The 18317-nt window shown below is 32.6% G+C and carries 18 protein-coding genes; 8 read left to right on the forward strand and 10 right to left on the reverse strand.

The window, feature by feature from the left end:
* Positions 1-16: 16 nt before the first annotated feature.
* The 6 genes from ABZP37_RS06050 to ABZP37_RS06075 form a co-directional block, all read right to left on the reverse strand.
* A complete protein-coding gene (locus ABZP37_RS06050) occupies positions 17-1597 on the reverse strand; it encodes a glycosyltransferase (RefSeq protein ID WP_366186483.1) in 1581 nt (526 codons plus the stop codon).
* A gap of 17 nt (positions 1598-1614) precedes the next feature.
* The gene (locus ABZP37_RS06055; protein WP_366186485.1) at positions 1615-2763 is read right to left on the reverse strand and encodes an asparagine synthase-related protein; all 1149 of its coding nucleotides are present in this window, start codon (positions 2761-2763) and stop codon (positions 1615-1617) included.
* Positions 2763-3314, reverse strand: coding sequence for a hypothetical protein (locus ABZP37_RS06060; protein WP_366186487.1), 552 nt, complete (start codon positions 3312-3314; stop codon positions 2763-2765). Before ABZP37_RS06060 ends, ABZP37_RS06055 begins: the two co-directional genes overlap by 1 nt.
* A complete protein-coding gene (locus ABZP37_RS06065; protein WP_366186489.1) occupies positions 3311-3589 on the reverse strand; it encodes a hypothetical protein in 279 nt (92 codons plus the stop codon). The genes ABZP37_RS06060 and ABZP37_RS06065 overlap by 4 nt, the downstream gene beginning before the upstream one ends.
* 46 nt (positions 3590-3635) lie before the next feature.
* A complete protein-coding gene (locus ABZP37_RS06070; RefSeq protein ID WP_366186491.1) occupies positions 3636-3791 on the reverse strand; it encodes a hypothetical protein in 156 nt (51 codons plus the stop codon).
* 156 nt (positions 3792-3947) lie between these two features.
* Positions 3948-4106 carry a hypothetical protein gene (locus tag ABZP37_RS06075; RefSeq protein ID WP_366186493.1) on the reverse strand — a complete coding sequence of 53 codons (159 nt, stop codon included), beginning with the start codon at positions 4104-4106 and terminating at the stop codon, positions 3948-3950.
* A 171-nt stretch (positions 4107-4277) separates the two neighbouring features.
* Between ABZP37_RS06075 and ABZP37_RS06080 the strand changes: the two genes are divergently transcribed.
* The 4 genes from ABZP37_RS06080 (at position 4278) to ABZP37_RS06095 (ending at position 8105) form a co-directional block, all read left to right on the forward strand.
* Entirely contained in the window at positions 4278-4634 is a 357-nt protein-coding gene (locus tag ABZP37_RS06080) for a helix-turn-helix transcriptional regulator (protein WP_366186495.1), read from the forward strand.
* A gap of 663 nt (positions 4635-5297) precedes the next feature.
* Entirely contained in the window at positions 5298-6569 is a 1272-nt protein-coding gene (locus ABZP37_RS06085) for a hypothetical protein (RefSeq protein WP_366186497.1), read from the forward strand.
* Positions 6570-6699: 130 nt separating this feature from the next.
* Complete coding sequence (locus ABZP37_RS06090; RefSeq protein WP_366186498.1) at positions 6700-6873, forward strand: hypothetical protein; 174 nt, start codon at positions 6700-6702, stop codon at positions 6871-6873.
* A gap of 632 nt (positions 6874-7505) precedes the next feature.
* Positions 7506-8105, forward strand: a complete 600-nt coding sequence (locus ABZP37_RS06095) for a recombinase family protein (protein WP_366186499.1) — start codon at positions 7506-7508, stop codon at positions 8103-8105.
* Positions 8106-8144: 39 nt separating this feature from the next.
* On the opposite strand, the gene ABZP37_RS06100 is transcribed toward ABZP37_RS06095, so the two are convergent.
* Together ABZP37_RS06100 and ABZP37_RS06105 are read right to left on the reverse strand one after the other, a co-directional pair.
* A complete protein-coding gene (locus ABZP37_RS06100; RefSeq protein ID WP_366186500.1) occupies positions 8145-9536 on the reverse strand; it encodes a phage integrase SAM-like domain-containing protein in 1392 nt (463 codons plus the stop codon).
* A 224-nt stretch (positions 9537-9760) separates the two neighbouring features.
* Positions 9761-10585 (reverse strand): universal stress protein, encoded by an 825-nt coding sequence (locus ABZP37_RS06105; protein ID WP_366186501.1) that lies wholly within the window; start codon positions 10583-10585, stop codon positions 9761-9763.
* 175 nt (positions 10586-10760) lie between these two features.
* Here ABZP37_RS06105 and rimP point away from each other — a divergent pair, with 175 nt between their 5' ends.
* The 3 genes from rimP to infB are packed head-to-tail and all read left to right on the forward strand — an operon-like array spanning position 10761 to position 15390.
* Entirely contained in the window at positions 10761-11225 is a 465-nt protein-coding gene (gene rimP, locus ABZP37_RS06110; RefSeq protein ID WP_366186503.1) for a ribosome assembly cofactor RimP, read from the forward strand.
* 13 nt (positions 11226-11238) lie between these two features.
* Positions 11239-12492, forward strand: a complete 1254-nt coding sequence (nusA, locus tag ABZP37_RS06115) for a transcription termination factor NusA (RefSeq protein ID WP_366186504.1) — start codon at positions 11239-11241, stop codon at positions 12490-12492.
* A 51-nt stretch (positions 12493-12543) separates the two neighbouring features.
* Positions 12544-15390: a translation initiation factor IF-2 gene (gene infB, locus ABZP37_RS06120; protein WP_366186506.1), complete on the forward strand. Its 2847-nt coding sequence runs from the start codon at positions 12544-12546 to the stop codon at positions 15388-15390.
* A 637-nt stretch (positions 15391-16027) separates the two neighbouring features.
* Here infB and rpmA read toward each other — a convergent pair.
* Entirely contained in the window at positions 16028-16294 is a 267-nt protein-coding gene (gene rpmA / locus ABZP37_RS06125) for a 50S ribosomal protein L27 (protein ID WP_007137428.1), read from the reverse strand.
* A 24-nt stretch (positions 16295-16318) separates the two neighbouring features.
* Positions 16319-16741, reverse strand: a complete 423-nt coding sequence (gene rplU, locus ABZP37_RS06130) for a 50S ribosomal protein L21 (RefSeq protein WP_366186509.1) — start codon at positions 16739-16741, stop codon at positions 16319-16321.
* Positions 16742-16983: 242 nt separating this feature from the next.
* Between rplU and ABZP37_RS06135 the strand changes: the two genes are divergently transcribed.
* Complete coding sequence (locus ABZP37_RS06135) at positions 16984-18309, forward strand: pitrilysin family protein (protein ID WP_366186510.1); 1326 nt, start codon at positions 16984-16986, stop codon at positions 18307-18309.
* Positions 18310-18317 lie beyond the last annotated feature (8 nt).

The following is an 18317-nucleotide window of genomic DNA, read 5'->3' on the forward strand; positions in this document are numbered from 1 at the left end:
CGAAACCATTTTTCACTTATAAATCATCTGGCACCAAATAACCCAACTGAACTAGTTCCTGAACCAATTCTATATTTTTTTGATTATTAGGGTAAAATATTGGATCATCCATAGTATTTACACTTTTTCTTAAATACATCCAATTGGTCTCATTGTATCTCTTGATTCGAGGACCAGGAAAACCAAATTCTACAATTGCTTTCTCTTCCTCCCAAAGTTTTATACGCCAAAATCCACGATAACCGTTTCCTTTCACAATTTCTTGAGGACTGGAATAGGTGGTATAAAGCCCTTGTATAGCTGTAAAAAAGTGAGGCTCTGAAAACCATCCGACACCTATATCTCCCGTACCATCAACATAAAGTCCCTCTGGATAAAGTTTTGAGTTTAATTTAACGGCTTCTTGGAACGAATTAGGTGCTTGTTCCATCCATTTGTCAAAACGTTCTTTTGAACGCCAATTTCCTATTGGTGCTTCTTCTGGAAGAATTCTAAGAAATTTAAATGCTTCTGCTTTTAATAATTCAATGGATTTATCGGGATTACATTCGTTAGTGATCCATTCGGCATTGAAGTGTTTATTTTCAATCTGTTGTTTTTTTGTCCATGATTTAATTTTAATAATCTCTTCGCTTAGTTGTTTTAAACTGTAACGTACACCTCCAAGTGTAGGGTAAGTTTTAACTACACCTCCTTTAATCGATGCTAATTGTCCCAAACCACAAAAGTCTGAAACAACTGTTGGCAAGCCACATAGTATAGCTTCTCTTGGCGTAATACCAAAATTTTCATCTTCATGAAAGGAAGGATAAACAAAACAATCTGCCGACCAAAATAAACTTCGAAGAGTATGGTGATCCATTGATTTTAGACAAATCAAATCACAGAATTTATTAGATTCTAGTATTTCTCTATCAAAAAACTGTGAAAAGGTTGTGTGGTTAGCATTGCTTTGATAAATAAAAAAGTCAGGTTCAAAATCACCAACCAATGTAACTCTAATATTTTGTTCACCAGAGATATTCAATGCTCTTATAAGCTGGGCTATACCTTTATTTGCAATAAATCTACCAGCATAAACAATATGAAAGCATTCCTTTTTTACTTTAAACCATTTTTTTGCACTTTCCCTTTCAATATCAGTAGGTAAACAAAATATATCGGTGTTTAATTTAGGTACAAGAACCCCCAATGTAGGGGCTACTTCACCTAAGCCATTATATAACTGTTTGCTTTGTTTTTGACTTGTAACAATATTAAGCGTTGCTTCCCTGAAAGTCCATCGATTTAGAAATCCCCCAGTTGTCATAAGTGCTCCTTTGGTATGTTGTAACAACCGACAAGCTAAATCATCAGGTGGGTTTTCGTGAAATGTAGCAAAAATGACATCATCCTGAGTACACAGTTGTTTTAGTAACTCCGAATCTTGGCTAGGGCTCACTTTGATGATTTCTCCGATTTTAGCCAATGATTCAAAATAATGAGCTTTCAAATAATTTACAGAGGTACTTGCATCTAATACTGGGAAGTTTTCATGCGTATCCTCATCCAAGTTTGAATAAAAATCAAATTCCGATATAGGTACAATAAAACGCATTTTTCTAATTTTGAATATTAGCTTTTTTCAAATAAACCATTCAGCCATACCGCTAGCGAGACTCTAGATTCTATTCCTTGATACATCGTTTTTTGAGCATCACGTAAATCTTGGTTCAGCAAATCATTAGTATTCTGAGAAGAAAAATAGGGGTTAGCCGTTATGTCATAAGCATGTTCAAAGAGCTTTCGAATTGTAGGAACTGCATTCAATAAACCATCAATATACAATCCCCAAAAATCTGCGCAATATGTGTAATTAATTAGCTCTTGTGGCAAAAAGTCTTTAAAAAACTGTCTAGCCCATAATTTAGTATTATCCTCTCCTTGTCCTAAACGTAAATTATATACAGTATTCATGATACCCAAATCGGCATAAAAAGGAACTACTTCTATGCCATGAGGTGCATAAGCGAGATCATCCAACCACGAATCTCTAAAAACCTGAGGCATCCAAGTGCATTCACGTGCATCCAATTGAATTGGTTCTGCAAATAAATTATCACCTCCACTACCCGTCAAAAGTACCTCTACACCCATCTTTTGACATTCAATTGCCATAGCTTTATTAGTATGATAATTCAAATTAAGCATGTCAGGATGTTGGTGAGCCGGTACTTTTTCCAATTGACTTAATGGTAAATAATCTTCAAAATCAATTAAAACAGTATTTTTACCTAAAGGTGCAATTAATTCTTGGATATATCTTTCGGTTCTAAATTCATAACGGCTAGAACTCATTCCGACTAATGAAAAAGAAATTTTAAAATGTTTTAATAATGTAATAATTATACTAGAATCAAAACCACCACTGAGTTGTACACCAATATGTTTTGATTTATACTGGTCAAAAAAAATGGCACTAGCTTCCAGAAAATCATTGATATCTGTGTACTGCAACTTCGGTTGAAAACAAGGGTCTGTTAAAATCTTCTTCTCTACATTCCACAGCATTCCTGAATAAACTGGAAGAATATCTTCAATTACTGGTTGACATTGTGATCGGTTTAATGCACCGAGTTTTACATTTTTTTCAAAAATTTCAGGCTGAATATTTTTCCAAATCCCTTTGCTGTGATTTTTCCATATTTGGGGTAGTTTTTCTCCTGTAGACAATAAGCGGAAATGTGCGCTAGGTTCTTCTATATAGTTTGAAGCTATTTTCATTAATATATGGCCGCTACAGGTTGAAAATTTATCCACATATTATCGTAACAATCTGGTTGTATGCCGTCTTCAATAATCCATGCATGCATCGATTTTGAAGGCAGAAATATGCCAATAAACATAACGCCTTCCTTTGCGAATTTTTTAGATGTACTAGCAGCAAACAAAGATCTAGGATAACATAAATCATTTTGAATACCACCTGGATAAAGTTTGCGAAAATAATCAATGGCTTCCTGAGAAGAGTCAAATATTGGACGACCAAAATTAGCTGCTATTTTACCTAGTAAGAATGAAACTTTACAAGTCTTGATTAATGCAAAAACATAAAATTTAATAAAAATATCATTGATAAAATCATCGTTTTTAAAAACCCCTTTTCTCAAAAGGTATGGCTTATTACAACTATGGATTGCTTTTTCTAACTTTTTATTAGGAACTTGCTGGCTTATTTTCTTCAATTTCATTTCCTTTTCTAGTAGCAATCCAGTTACTGGATCGAAAACATATTGAAAAGTAGAATGAGAAATTGGTAGGGAAATAATATTCATATATAAAAAATTTCCGAAGAGATTATTCTCATAACTTTCCCACTTCCATTAAAAATACCATTCGGGTTATTTGAATTTTCAGAAATTATAATTTCTAAACTTTCACCTAGTAAATCTTTTATAGAACAGTTCATATTTATGTTGGAAAATTTAATTGTAAGCTCATCCTTATTACCAAAGTCGAAAGTATTATCAAGAGCATAAGATCTAACACGTAGTATAGCCAAATCATCTCCAATACATTCTCTTATAGTTCCGTAAATTATATTTGCCATATTTTAATAAATAACCGAAAACATTATGAAATTTTAAACAATCCTACTATTTACGGATTTCATCCATTTGATTTCCTAAACTTTGTAAATCTTGAAGGTGCTTCGCTCCATCTTCAATAATTTTTTTAAATGCTTCTTTTTGATCATTAGTAAGTTCTGATTCCTCTAGTGTTTCTAAAAGCAATTTGACACATTCTTCCATTTTTATATTATTTTAATTATTATCATTTGGTCACATTGGTTAAAAACACATTTCTGGTGCATTACCCAAAACAATACCCTTAAAATCACAACCCTTAAGCAGAATAATTATAAAGTGTGAAGGCGTTTATTACCCCACACTTTATTTTTACATCATTTAATAAGTATCATAACTAGTACTAGTCTTTTGGGTTTTCCAATCCACACCATTTTGGTCACGTGTTCCACCACTTTTTCTTCCTTTAATAGCAGTGTGATCAGCATGAATTTTTGCTCCGTAAGCTAACTCGACAATTCTTTTTACTAAATTTTTCATTTTTTTAATATTTATTATCTTTCCTACTCTTTAAAGGATTTTCGGACAACTCCTTTTTTTTAACAGCAATCCGTATGGATATCTAATCTTACAAATCAAATTAAAAATAAGTTAGAAAAAGAGGCGATTTTGTTCTAAATTAATTATTTTTGGTTCTAATTTAGAACTTTTATGAAAGCAGATATTGGAAATAAAATCAGAAAGATTAGAGAATTAAAAGGTTTAACACAAGATTACATGGCTAACCAACTGGAAATGTCACAACGTGCGTATTCTAAAATAGAGAATAATGATATTAAACTTGACTGGAATAGAATTGAAAGTATTTCTAAAATATTAGATATAGAACCTATTGACTTGGTTTCTTTTGAAGATAATTTGGTTTTTAATAATTGTTCACATTCAGGAAAAGCTCATATAATGTATAACAATAACTTTCCAGAGGAACTCAAAAAAAGCTACGAAGATCGTATTAGTCATTTAGATCAAGAAGTGCTATTTTTAAGAAGCTTATTGGAAAAAAAATAAAGTTGTTAGAAGCTCTTATTTTGTTTTTTAATGACTTTATTAATTTTCTTCGATAGTTTAAACAGCATAAAAATTTCCTAAAATTTGGAATAGCAACAATAGTCAACTCGATGCAATTTCGCCGTACGTTTGTTCTACTGGACGAAGCATCACCAATTTAATCATTACAATAAATAATCGTAATTTTCTGATACTACCAATTATTACTATTAATAAAAATCACAAATTATTAAATTAATCATTAATAGCCTATTAGTACTGGTGTGTTAATTTTTTTCGATTAGGGTCAATATAGTATAATACTATTAAAATAATACTATATTTCATATTGTTATATATGCCACTATTTTCACTAAAAAAACACATTATAGCACGCCATCACTCACTTAAATCGTAATTTCAACCTATTTTTATTACGGTTAATTACCCATCGCAATTATAACTAGACAATCAAAACAGATTTTAAAAAGCCAAAGGTTAGATTTTGTTCCTTATTTCTTTGCAATAAACATAACCTCAATAATCAGCTTAAAAAAGATTAACAGAGAAAAGACTAAACTTCATCACAAATTATTTGTATAAGATTAATGATCCCAGCAGATTAATGCTGCTGGCTACTTGATTCTCTATGATGAATTAAGTGCTTTAAATCTTTTCAAGTGCATGTATCAAATAATAAATTTTAATTACAAATCAGCTCTCTTTACACAAATTGACGCTACCACCCTACAACTACTATCTTTATCTTCAGACTGCTACATAAACAACAGGGAATTGATGTCTGATTTAAGTAATATAGAATTGCCTCTACAGGACAGAAACAAATCAGTGAAAAAAATATTAGAATTTTTAATATATCTGGAACATGAAGTAAAATTAGGTGGCACTTCTACTTTAATAATTCCGCTCCAAGTTTTTGAAAGCTACTTTTCGCCAAATTCTTATACTAAGTATCAATTAATACTTAAAGACTTGAAGATTTTAACCAATGTACCACACGATGATGGATCTTGGTACAAATATTTTGACAAGAAAAAATGCGAAACGAGCAAAACTGACTTAGGATTAGCAAAGAACTACAGAGTACATAATAATTATCTTGATAATGATGATTTAGTGTTGATAATATTTAATAATAAAATTAAAAATTCAATAGTTACAGTTACAAATCACATCCTTAAGCTTCCAAAAAAATACATAAACACTATAAAAAGTCTTAAAATAAATATTGGAAATGCGCTACAGGCAGAATTAAATGAATATCACAAACAGAAAATCAATTTTTCACAATTAAAATATCGAATTTCTCGAATTTTTGATGCTAGAAATAACAGGTTTATTAAATATGGAAAGAAAGTCAATAGAATTTATCATTCATTTAGTAACATAAGCAAAGTAACTCGACAGCATTTCAATATTAATTTTTTTGAAATTGATATAACAAATTGTCAACCAACACTGTTAATAGCTTATTTAGTGGACAACCAATATAAGTTAGATATGAACTATCAAACTGATTGTGAAAACGGCACTTTTTACGAAAGATTTATTGATTTGACAGATATTAGGTATTCCTTTGGTGATGATCTCGGTGATTTCAAAGAAGCTAGATCGACCACTAAGTCAATAATCTACAAAAATATCTTTTTCGGGTTCAATCCAAGAAATAAATGTAATAAGCGTTTTCGAGAAATATACCCCAATGTTTGGGAATCTTTATCTAAAATTAAACATGATAAAAGGTCTTTAGCAGCTGAACTTCAAAATATTGAATCGCTATTATTCAATAGCTTAGTTCCTAAAAAAAGTAAATATTACTATACGTTACATGACGCAATATTCTATTCAAGTGATGGGGATACTTGTGAGCTAGAACAGCAAATAGTTGATTTTTTTGCTATTCGAAATATCAATGTTAAAATTGAAAAACGATAATTAAAAAACTAGACATAAACAATTTGTAAAATAAATTAAAAAAAACGCAAAATTAACTAAACTTTTGATTGTCCAAAATATATAAGATATGTGATTGCAACGAAGCAACACATATTAAACAAATAAAAAAATGGAATATGGTGAATACGTAGGCACAAAAGAAGCGATGATTATCCTAGGCATAAAAAGCGAAACTACAATTATAAAACATGAAAAATCGGGTAAAATTAAAGCTTACAGACCTTTTGCGAATAGAAAAAGATTTAAGGTTTCAGAGTTGCTGAATATACAGTCTAAGAAATAGCTTTACTCACATCTTTATTTTGTAAAAAAAGCTTATAGCGAATATATTTAGTACACTAACTTTTTTAATAATTAAAATATTCTATGAAATACATATTCAATTTTTATGGCAGAAGTGGTGAATGGAATGAGGATACTCAAAGTTTTATCCTCGAATTCCGTTCGTCAGATGATATCAACTCATATTATGATCACATTAGAGCTAAGTGCTACCAAACTAATTTTAATCTCGATCCTTACAATTTTAATGCGTATGGAAAATTCGAACTTGATAATGAAAGTTATATTATTCATGCACCAGTACAATCAAACTTCGATCACAACTGGTATGAATATCACAGTATGAGTAAAAGATATGTTGAAATATCACCACTAAATCGTGATTCTTTTCTCTTGAAAAAAGCAAGAAGAGATACTATTAATCAGATTATTAATTATATAGTATGGCAATAAAAATAATAATATTTTAATAGGGTTGATATTTTTTTTACAATACTCTATCGTGCAAATAGGTTCATTTATAGGGCATACTCTAAAAGGACACGGTTTCTAGCAACCAATTTATATCTTTTAATATGTATGTTTTTGCCACTCTAAAAATATACACTATATTTGCTTGATAAATATCTTCTCATGGCAAAAGTTAAATATGTAAGAGTATCAACAGATGATCAAAATACAGCTCGTCAAGAAATAAATAATAACGACTTTTCGAAAATCTACATAGATAAAGAATCTGGGGCAATCAAGTTCGCAGAAAGGAAGGAAGCGAAGAAACTTATAGCGGATATTGATAAAGGGAATATTAATGAAATTCACATATCTTCTGTCGATCGTTTAGGAAGAAATATTATCGACATCTTGACAATGATTGAATATTTCAACCAACGGCAAATTAAATTATTTGTCGAAAATATTGGTATGTTTTCCCTGTTAGACGAAAATATACCAAATCCATCATTTAAAATGATTGTAAGCGTTTTGGGGAATGTGGCAGAAATGGAACGCCATAATATGCTAGAGAGACAGAAACAAGGGATTTATCTCGCTAAAGCCAAAGGGACTTACAAAGGAAGACTTTATGGTACTAAATTGACAGACGATCAGTTACTGGTAAAATATAAGTCAGTGGCTAAAGAGTTAAGAAATGGTGAGTCTCTTAGACGAGCTGCTAAGATAGGGCAGTGTAGTTTAGGTACAGCTCAGAAGATTCAACGAATATTGTCGAAATGAAGACTTTGGTAAGTCAAAACTAAATTCGGTAATGTCTAATCAATATTTGTAAAGTTCAGAACCTTTATCATTTAGTATTCTAATTAAATCAACTGCTTTTTGAGCCAATTTAGTTTTATCGTATGTTTGAACAATTGACGTATGCGTATGTTTAGGATGTGTCAAAGGTTCAATAGTTTCATCAGGTATTCCTAATTCTTTTAGATTTGTGATAAATGTGCTTCTGCAATCATGCGGTGTAAAAACATCGCACAATTTCTGTTTAGTGATCACTGCATCGTCAATCGTATAGTAATAATTTTTAATATCGACAATGTCTTCGAATTTTAAATGTTTTAGGAATTTAGTAATGTCTTTTCTAATGTTTGCTTGAGCGGGAAATTTAGGGAATTTATTATCGTTATCCTTTAGGAAATTTTTTACGGGATCAAGAATTGGTAACACAACTGTTAATTCGTCCTTGTTCTCTTTGTTTTTTCTAATCTTAGTAGTGACACAAAAGTAGTTAGTTGAATTGTGCTGTAGGTTCTTAGGTTCTAATTCATGTAAGCAAACCATATCGCCAATCCTTAGCCCAGTAAAGCTTGATAATAAGATGTAGTTGCGGGCATGGGTGAATTCTCTAGAAGCACTCACTTCGGTATTGATGATGGTGGTGAGGTGTTCTGTAGTTAAAACTATTTCATTATTTATTTTTCTTCTCTTTATTTCATAATCTGCATTGCTATGATTAAATCCAATATGGATATTTTCCTTATAAGCAGCATTCAGAATAGCTCTGAAATGTTTGTTTTCTTTAGCGATTGTATTATGAGCGTAATATACCTTGTTTTCAATTTTGTTTAAATCATTTATTACTTTAAAAAAATCCATGAATATTTCACCCGTTAATTTACCGAAAGACAAGATGGTGTTTTTTTCGGATTCGTAATTTTCAATATGATTTTTTAAGTTGGTATATTGCTTTCCAGTGGCTTTTGACCATCTTTTTTTTGATGTTATTTCAGCTGTTGTTCTACTCGTAACACTCTCTTCAATGTATTTTGTAATACTTATATCTTTTGAAGTGTCTTTGGTTTTTCCTAGTTTTAGAAGAATTATTTCTTTTAGTTCGTTATTTGACGGTTTTTTGTTGTGTTGGTTTTCGAAGATCTGTAACTGCTCGATGCTTGTGTCTTTTATTTTGTCCAATGCAATGTTTATAGCAGAACCTTTTTTTCTAACATATGTTGTATTAGTGCAGTAATTTTTGTTGTCCCAATCTGCTTTTTTTATGGTAAAGCCAGTTGATAATTTTAATGGTAAGTATTTGTGTTTTTCAGTTTTTACATCGAACTCTCTTAGACCGTAAGAAAAATTTAAAAAGATTAGATGTTCACCAGAAGCATTTGGTTTTGATTCTAGGAAAAATGTATGTTTAGGTTTTGTCATAGGTTAAAAGTAGCGTAGTGATTCACGTAGTAAAAGTATGGTTTAAATTGGAATTTGTTGGTATTAAATGAAATGTTTTTTTTTTATATAATTTTTCTTAACCCTTGATTTTGTTGGTAATTGAAAGGTTTTGATGTTCAATGATGTGTTAAGATAATAGTCCTTGTAGACCAACAGAAGAAGCCTCTCAAATTGAGAGGCTTTTTTTTTGTGTAAATTTGTATTTAGATTTTAAAAGTAATTACAGGTTTAATAGCGTGATTCACTAGGTCTTCGCTTATGCTGCCAGTGAAAAAATGAGCGAGTCCAGTTCTACCATGAGTGCAAAGTCCAATTAAGTCAGCGTCTATTTCAGAAGAAAAATTGAGGATTCCTTTTTCTACATTGGTGTCGTTGTAAAGATGGGTGGTGTAATTCCTAATATCAAAATTGGCTATAAATTCAGAAGTCATCCTTCTTGCTACAATTGTGCTTTTAAAGCTATTGGGGGTGCAAATGGTTACCAAGGTGATTTTTGCGTCGAAAATTTTAGCAAAATCAATCATTTTTTGAAAAGGACCTTTTGTTTCTGCTGAAAAGTCGGAAGCGAAAACGAAATTAGGTTCGTCTAGATTGATTTTGTCATTTTTCACAACTAAAACGGGGACGTCGGATTGGCGTACTACTTTTTCAGTGTTGGAGCCAACAAGAACTTCTTCAATTCCAGAGATGCCTTTAGATCCCATTACAATTAAATCAATTTCGTGGTTTTTTAAAAACGATAGTATTCCTTCTGAAGCCTTTTCGAATTTAACATGTTTACTGATAAAGATGTTGTTTAAGTGTTCTTTGTTGGATATTTCTTCAAGTACTTCTTTAGCTTTTTTGATAAATAACATTATTTCTGGAATTGCTGCTGCTCCAGTAATGGCGTCGTTCATTTGGGTAGGAATTTCTAACATGTGAAGCAGCAGGATCTCAGAATTTGTTTTTTTTGCGATTACTGCGGCTGTTCTAAGTGCATTTTCAGCATGAATAGAAAAATCGGTTGGAACTAAAATTCGTTTCATAATTTTAAGGTTTTTATTATGGGAAAAATCTTTGTTTTTGGCTTTAATAAAGGTAAGGAATATTTTAACATCAATCTATTTTTTTTGATTTATAAAAAAAACACTATATTTGCATCGTTATTTATTAAAATCTAGATAATGAGGGGACTAATAGGTCCCCTCTTTTTATAAAAATATGGTATTTAAAGAGAAAGTAAATTTATTGTTGTCAGAGGTGTTGTCTGAAAGGCCATCGCTCTTTTTAGTTGATGTAGTTATAACGGATACTTTTAAGGTCATTGTGACGATAGATGGTGATGAAGGGGTTGTTTTGCAGGATTGTATTGATGTAAGCAGAGCGGTTGAGGGTAATTTAGATAGAGAAGAACAAGATTTTTCTTTGGAAGTAGCCTCTTTTGGAGTGGGTGGACCACTAAAATTTGTTAGACAATACAAAAAAAATGTAGGTAGAACTCTTATTGTGAAAACAGAAACAGAAAATATAGAAGCAGTGTTAGTGGAAGCTAATGATGATTTTGTAGTTTTGTCGTGGGAAGCAAGAGAGCCGAAAAAATTAGGAAAAGGTAAGGAGACAGTTCAAAAAAGAATAGAATTGTCTTATGGAGATATAAAAGAAGCAGTTGTTACAGTAACATTTTAATTAAAGAATTCGCATGGAAAATTTAGCATTAATCGATTCATTTTCAGAGTTTAAAGATAATAAACTTATTGATCGTGTAACGCTTATGGCGATTTTAGAAGATGTATTTAGAAATGCATTGAAGAAAAAATACGGTTCGGATGATAATTTTGATATCATCATCAATCCTGATAAAGGAGATATGGAAATCTGGCAAAGAAGAGTTATCGTAGCAGATGATGATTTAGATTTAGATCACCTTGAAATTACTTTGACTGATGCTAGAAAAATCGAACCCGATTTTGAAATTGGTGAAGAAGTTTCTGAGGAAGTAAAGTTGGTTGATTTAGGAAGAAGAGCAATTTTGGCTTTGCGTCAAAATCTTATCTCTAAAATTCATGAACATGACAATACAAATCTTTACAAACAATTTAAAGATTTAATTGGTGAGATATATACAGCCGAAGTGCATCACGTAAGACCTAGAGTTGTAATCTTGGTTGATGATGAAGGAAATGAAATTGTTTTACCAAAAGAAAAACAAATTCCTTCTGACTTTTTCCGTAAAGGAGATAATGTTCGTGGTATTATTGAAAATGTTGAATTGAAAGGGAATAAACCTCAAATTATCATGTCTAGAACTTCTGAGAAGTTTTTAGAGAAATTATTTGAACAAGAGATTCCTGAGGTTTTTGACGGTTTGATTATGGTCAAAAATGTGGTAAGGATTCCAGGTGAAAAAGCTAAAGTTGCTGTGGAGACTTACGATGATAGAATTGATCCTGTAGGAGCTTGTGTGGGAATGAAAGGTTCTCGTATTCACGGTATCGTTCGTGAATTAGGAAATGAAAATATTGACGTTATTAACTATACTAGTAATGTTCAATTATATATTACAAGAGCATTAAGCCCTGCTAAAGTATCTTCGATTAAAATTAATGAAGAAGCTAAAAGAGCTGAAGTGTTTTTGAAATTAGAAGAGGTTTCTAAAGCTATTGGTCGTGGTGGGCATAATATCAGATTAGCTGGTCTTTTGACTGGTTATGAATTAGATGTTATCCGCGAAGGCGATATAGCTGGAGTTACAGCAGATGAAGATGATGTTGAGTTGACAGAGTTTTCAGATGAAATAGAAGCGTGGGTAATCGAAGAATTTGCTAAAATTGGATTGGATACTGCTAAGAGTATATTGAAGCAGGAAGTCGGAGATTTAGTTAGAAGAACAGACCTAGAAGAGGAAACAATTCTAGATGTAATGAAGATATTGAAAGAGGAATTTGATAGTTAGTATTAAGTACTTCTAGCAACACAACGAAAAAGGTAATAATAAAAAGGTTTTATGTCTGAAGAGAGAATTATTAGAATAAACAAAGTTTTAAGAGAATTGAATATTTCTTTGGAAAGAGCTGTGGATTATCTAAAAGATAAGGGGATTAGTATTGAGTCTAATCCAAACACAAAAATTTCTGATGACGTATACAATGTCTTGTGCGGTCAATTTGCGGGTGACAGAGGGAAGAAAGAGGCCTCTAAAGAAGTTGGAGAAGAAAGAAAAAAAGAGAAAGAGGCTTTACGTGTAGAAAGAGAAAATGAAATAGAAGATAAGCGTAAGCACGATGAAGAGGAGCGCTTGAAACAACAAGAAGTTATTAAAGCGAGAGCTGTAATAGCTGGTCCTGTTCAAGTAGGGAAAATCGATCTTAATCCAAAGAAAACTCCTGTGCCTCCAGTTCCGGCCCCTGCTAAAGCTGTTGTTGAGCCTGTTGAAGTGCTCAAAGAAAAAACAGTAGCAGAGGAGAAAAAGGAACCCAAAGAAGTTGCGCAAGAAAAACCTGTTTCAGACAAAAAAGAGCCTAAAAAACCTGTAGTTGAGGCTAAGGAAGTTAAAAAAGAGGCTTCTAAAGAAGAACCTAAAGTAGCTCCTAAGTCAGATGAAGCTCCTGTTGAAGAGGCTATCACTACACAGTATCAGAAATTGTCAGGTGCTAAATTGACGGGTCAAACTATTGATTTGTCTCAATTTAACAAGCCTAAAAAGAAGAAAGAAGAACCTAAGATTACGCCTAATAAGCCAGGTGCACCAGGTGCAAGTGCTGCTGCTAATAAAAATAAGCGTAAAAGAATTCCTTCTAAGCCGGGTACTCCTGGTGTTCCAGGTGCTGCAAATCCTAATAAGATTACGCCAAATGCTGGTGGAGGTGGTTACAATGCGAATAGAAGCTCTAGACCTGGTTTTGTAAAAGGAAATAGACCTGCTATTGTTGCTAAAGTTGAGCCAACTGAAGAAGAAGTAAAAAATCAAATTCGTGAAACTTTAGAAAAACTTCAAGGTAAAAAAGGAGGAAAATCTAAAGCTGCGAAATATAGAAGAGACAAACGTGATACGCACCGTCAAAAATCTGATGATGAGCAAAGAGCAATAGACGAAGGAAGTAAAACTATTAAAGTTACTGAGTTTGTTACGGTTGGTGAAATTGCAATCATGATGGATGTGCCGATTACTAAAGTAATTGGAACTTGTATGTCACTTGGAATCATGGTTACCATGAATCAACGTTTGGATGCTGAAACATTAACAATTGTTGCTGATGAGTTTGGTTATGAAGTTGAATTCATAACGGTTGACATTGAAGAAGCAATTGCAGTTGTAGAAGATAAGGAAGAAGATTTAGTATTTAGAGCGCCTATCGTAACAGTAATGGGTCACGTTGACCACGGTAAGACGTCTTTACTGGATTATATTCGTAAAGAAAATGTAATTGCAGGTGAGTCTGGAGGTATTACACAGCATATTGGTGCTTATGGAGTAACTTTGGATAGCGGTCAAAAAATTGCATTCTTAGATACACCAGGTCACGAGGCGTTTACCGCGATGCGTGCCCGTGGAGCTCAAGTTACTGATATTGCAATAATTGTAATTGCGGCGGATGATGACATCATGCCACAAACAAAAGAGGCGATCTCTCATGCACAAGCTGCAGGTGTCCCAATCATTTTTGCGATAAACAAAATTGATAAGCCAAACTCAAATGTTGAGAAAATCAAAGAACGTTTGGCAAGTATGAACTTACTAGTAGAAGACTGGGGTGGGAAAATCCAATCTCATGATATCTCTGCAAAAGTAGGTACGGGAGTGCCAGATTTGTTAGAAAAAGTATTGCTTGAAGCTGAGATTTTAGATTTAAAATCAAATCCAAATAAAGCAGCTCAAGGAACGGTTGTAGAAGCGTTCTTAGATAAAGGTAAAGGTTATGTGTCTACAATTTTAGTACAACACGGTACTTTGAAAATTGGAGATTATATGTTGGCTGGTAAACACCACGGTAAGATCAAGGCCATGCATGATGAAAGAGGAAATTCAGTATTAGTTGCTGGTCCTTCAACTCCTGTATCGGTATTAGGTTTAGATGGTGCTGCTACTGCAGGTGATAAGTTCAATATTTTTGAAGACGAAAAAGAAGCAAAACAAATTGCTGCTAAACGTTCTCAGTTAATGCGTGAACAATCTGTACGTACACAACGTCATATTACACTTGATGAAATTGGTCGTCGTATCGCATTAGGTCAGTTTAAAGAATTGAACGTGATCCTTAAAGGGGATGTGGATGGTTCTGTTGAAGCGCTTTCTGATTCGTTCTCTAAATTGTCAACTGAAGAAATTCAAATTAATATCATTCATAAAGGTGTTGGAGCAATTACTGAAACTGACGTTATGTTGGCTTCTGCTTCTGATGCAATCATTATCGGATTTAACGTTCGTCCTGCTGGAAACGCAAGACAATTGGCTGATAAAGAAGAAATCGATATCCGTTACTACTCTATTATCTATGCAGCTATCGATGACTTGAAAGATGCGATGGAAGGAATGTTAGCTCCTGAGATGAAAGAAGAAGTTCTTGGTACTGCTGAAATTAGAGAGTTGTTTAAAATCTCTAAAGTGGGTACTATTGCGGGATGTATGGTTATGGATGGTAAGATCCTTAGAAACGCTAAGATCAGAATTGTACGTGAAGGAGTTGTGGTTCATGAAGGTGAGCTAGTAGCGTTGAAACGTTTCAAAGATGATGTGAAAGAAGTAGCTAAAGGTTATGACTGTGGTATCCAAGTAAAAGGATACAACGACGTCGAAGAAAGAGATGTTATCGAATGTTATCATGAAGTAGCAATCAAGAAAAAACTGAAATAGAATTATTTCAGTTTATAAATAAAGAAATCCCGAGCAATCGGGATTTTTTGTGTTTAATAGTTTCGTTGTTGGTGGTTTTAAAAGAGTGTTTTAAAGCCTGTGAGTGTTGATTTGTTCTTCCGGTAGTTGTGTTGTTGAAGTTGGGCGTGCCCCGCCGAAAAAAGCGGGCCAGGCTATCCGTTTCAATCTTTTTGAGGAAGGAAAAGCCTCTAAAAAGGATTTTCACTGCTATCCTTCACGTAAAAGCACATCCATGAAAATATGTTGGACGCAATTGGGTTTACGCCAGAGATTATTTTTATCGTTTGATATATAGTATTGAAAACTATTTACAATGCAGCCACAAGCTAGTCATTCCGCTTTGAATCCTTTACAAAGTGTTTTGGTGGCTAAAATTCATAAGGCAATTGGAAGTAGAGATTCCTCTTAAACGTATTAGTTTTACTTGGGATCCTACGTAAAATAACTTCATAGTCCGAAAAAAAAAACAAATAAGATTGTGAGCTTCACTCGAATATTGATTTTATATCTTAATGAAAGTTGAAGGGTTCTATTTATTGTTTTTTTTGTTCATTTTAATACATAAAAAAAACCCGATTCTTTCGAATCGGGTTTTTTGTTTAATTGAGAAAATCAATTATGCTTCTACTTCGAATGGAAGGATTGAAACGTATGATTTGTTATCTCTTTTCTTTTGGAACTTTACAATTCCAGGTACTCTTGCGTGTAATGTATGATCTTTACTGATATATACATTTTCACCTGGGTTGTGTTTTGAACCTCTTTGTCTTACGATGATGTTCCCTGCAATAGCAGCTTGTCCACCAAAAATCTTAACACCTAAACGTTTTGATTCTGATTCTCTACCATTCTTGGAACTACCGACACCTTTCTTGTGAGCCATGACGTATTAGTTTTAATATTGTTATTATTCTTGAGTATCCTCTTTTTTAGCTTTTGCAGCTTTTTTTGCTTTAGGAGCTTCTTCTTCAGTTGCTACTTCTGCCGCTGCTTTTTTAGGAGCTGCTTTCTTAGCGCCTGTTGCAGTGATTCCTTCGATTACAATTTGAGTAAGATATTGTCTATGACCGTTTCTTTTCTTGTACCCTTTTCTTCTTTTCTTTTTGAAAACGATAACTTTGTCTCCTTTTAAGTGTTGTAACACTTTAGCTTCTACTGAAGCACCTTCTATAACTGGGGCGCCTAAAGATACGTTTCCGTTGTCATCTAATAAAAGAACTTTGTCAAAAGAAACTTTTGAACCTTCTTCGTTAGTCAAACGGTTAACATAAACCTTTAAGTCTTTAGTTACTTTGAACTGTTGCCCTGCTATCTCTACGATTGCATACATACTAATTGATTTATAAATTTTTAAGGTTGCAAATATACAACTTTAAATTTACTGTGCAATTACTCTTTTCAAAAATATTTATTTTTAGTTTAAACTTTGTTTTTTAACGGTTTATAATGCTTTGAGTTCGCTTTTACCATATAAAAAACAAGATTGTTTTATTGTCGATAAATAAAAAAAAGTATTTTTGACAGATTAAGATTCTCTATACGTATTGTAAATACAGTTTTTTATTAATCCTTATGAAAAAATATCTAATGGTGTTAAGTACTGCCCTTTTAGTTGGCGGAGCAACTGCAGCTCAAACTATAGCTTTTGAAGAATATAATCTGGAAAATGGTTTGCATGTAATTTTACATCAAGATCATGATGTTCCAGTGATTGTTACTTCGGTAATGTACCATGTGGGGTCTAAGGATGAAAATCCTAATAAAACTGGTTTTGCTCACTTTTTTGAACATTTATTGTTTGAAGGGACTAAAAATATTGAAAGAGGTGAGTGGTTTAAAATTGTTTCTTCCAATGGAGGAGTGAATAACGCAAATACCTCTGATGATCGAACCTATTACTATGAAGTTTTTCCTTCTAATAATTTGGAACTCGGACTTTGGATGGAGTCAGAGCGATTGATGCATCCTGTTATTAATCAAATTGGGGTGGATACACAAACCAAAGTGATTATCGAAGAGAAAAATTCAAGGTATGACAATCAACCGTATGGGATGATTATTGCAAAAGTGAAAGAAAATATCTTTAAAAATCATCCTTATCGATGGACTACAATAGGTTCTACGGAGCATCTTAATTCGGCGACATTAGAAGATTTTAAAGATTTTAATGCCAAATTCTATATTCCTAATAATGCGGTTTTAGTTGTTGCAGGTGATTTTGAAAAAAAACAAGCTAAAGAATGGATTAAGGAATATTTTGGACCAATTTTAAAGGGTGCGGAGATCAAAAGAGAAACTTTTGTGGAGGAACCTATTGCTCAAACTATAAAAGCTAAATACGAAGATCCTAATATACAGATCCCAATGTTGGTTGCTTCATATAGAACTCCTTCAATGAAGACACGTGATTCTCGTGTTCTTGATTTTATCTCAGCTTATCTTAGTGATGGTAAAAGTTCTAAGCTGTATAAGAAAATTGTAGATGATAAGAAAATTGCTTTACAAATAGGTGCAGTAGGCTTTAATCAAGAAGATTACGGTATGTATATTGTATATGGTTTGCCAATGGAGGGTTTTACAACTGTAGATTTGTTAAAAGAAATTGATGAGGAAATTGTTAAAATCCAAAAGGATTTAATTTCTGAAAATGATTATCTGAAATTGCAAAATCAATTCGAAAATCAGTATGTTAATGAAAACTCAAGTCTAGAGGGTGTTGCGGAGAATTTAGCTCGGTACTATTTACTTTACGGTGATATTAATTTGATTAATACTGAAAAAGACATTTATCGATCTGTAACTAGGGAAGAAATCAGAGAAGTGGCTAATAAATATCTGAATCCAAACCAACGTTTGATATTAGATTATATTCCGGCTAAAGAAGTAAATCAAAATTAGTTTTTTGA

The sequence above is a fragment of the Flavobacterium ovatum genome, from assembly GCF_040703125.1.
Lineage (GTDB): Bacteria > Bacteroidota > Bacteroidia > Flavobacteriales > Flavobacteriaceae > Flavobacterium > Flavobacterium ovatum.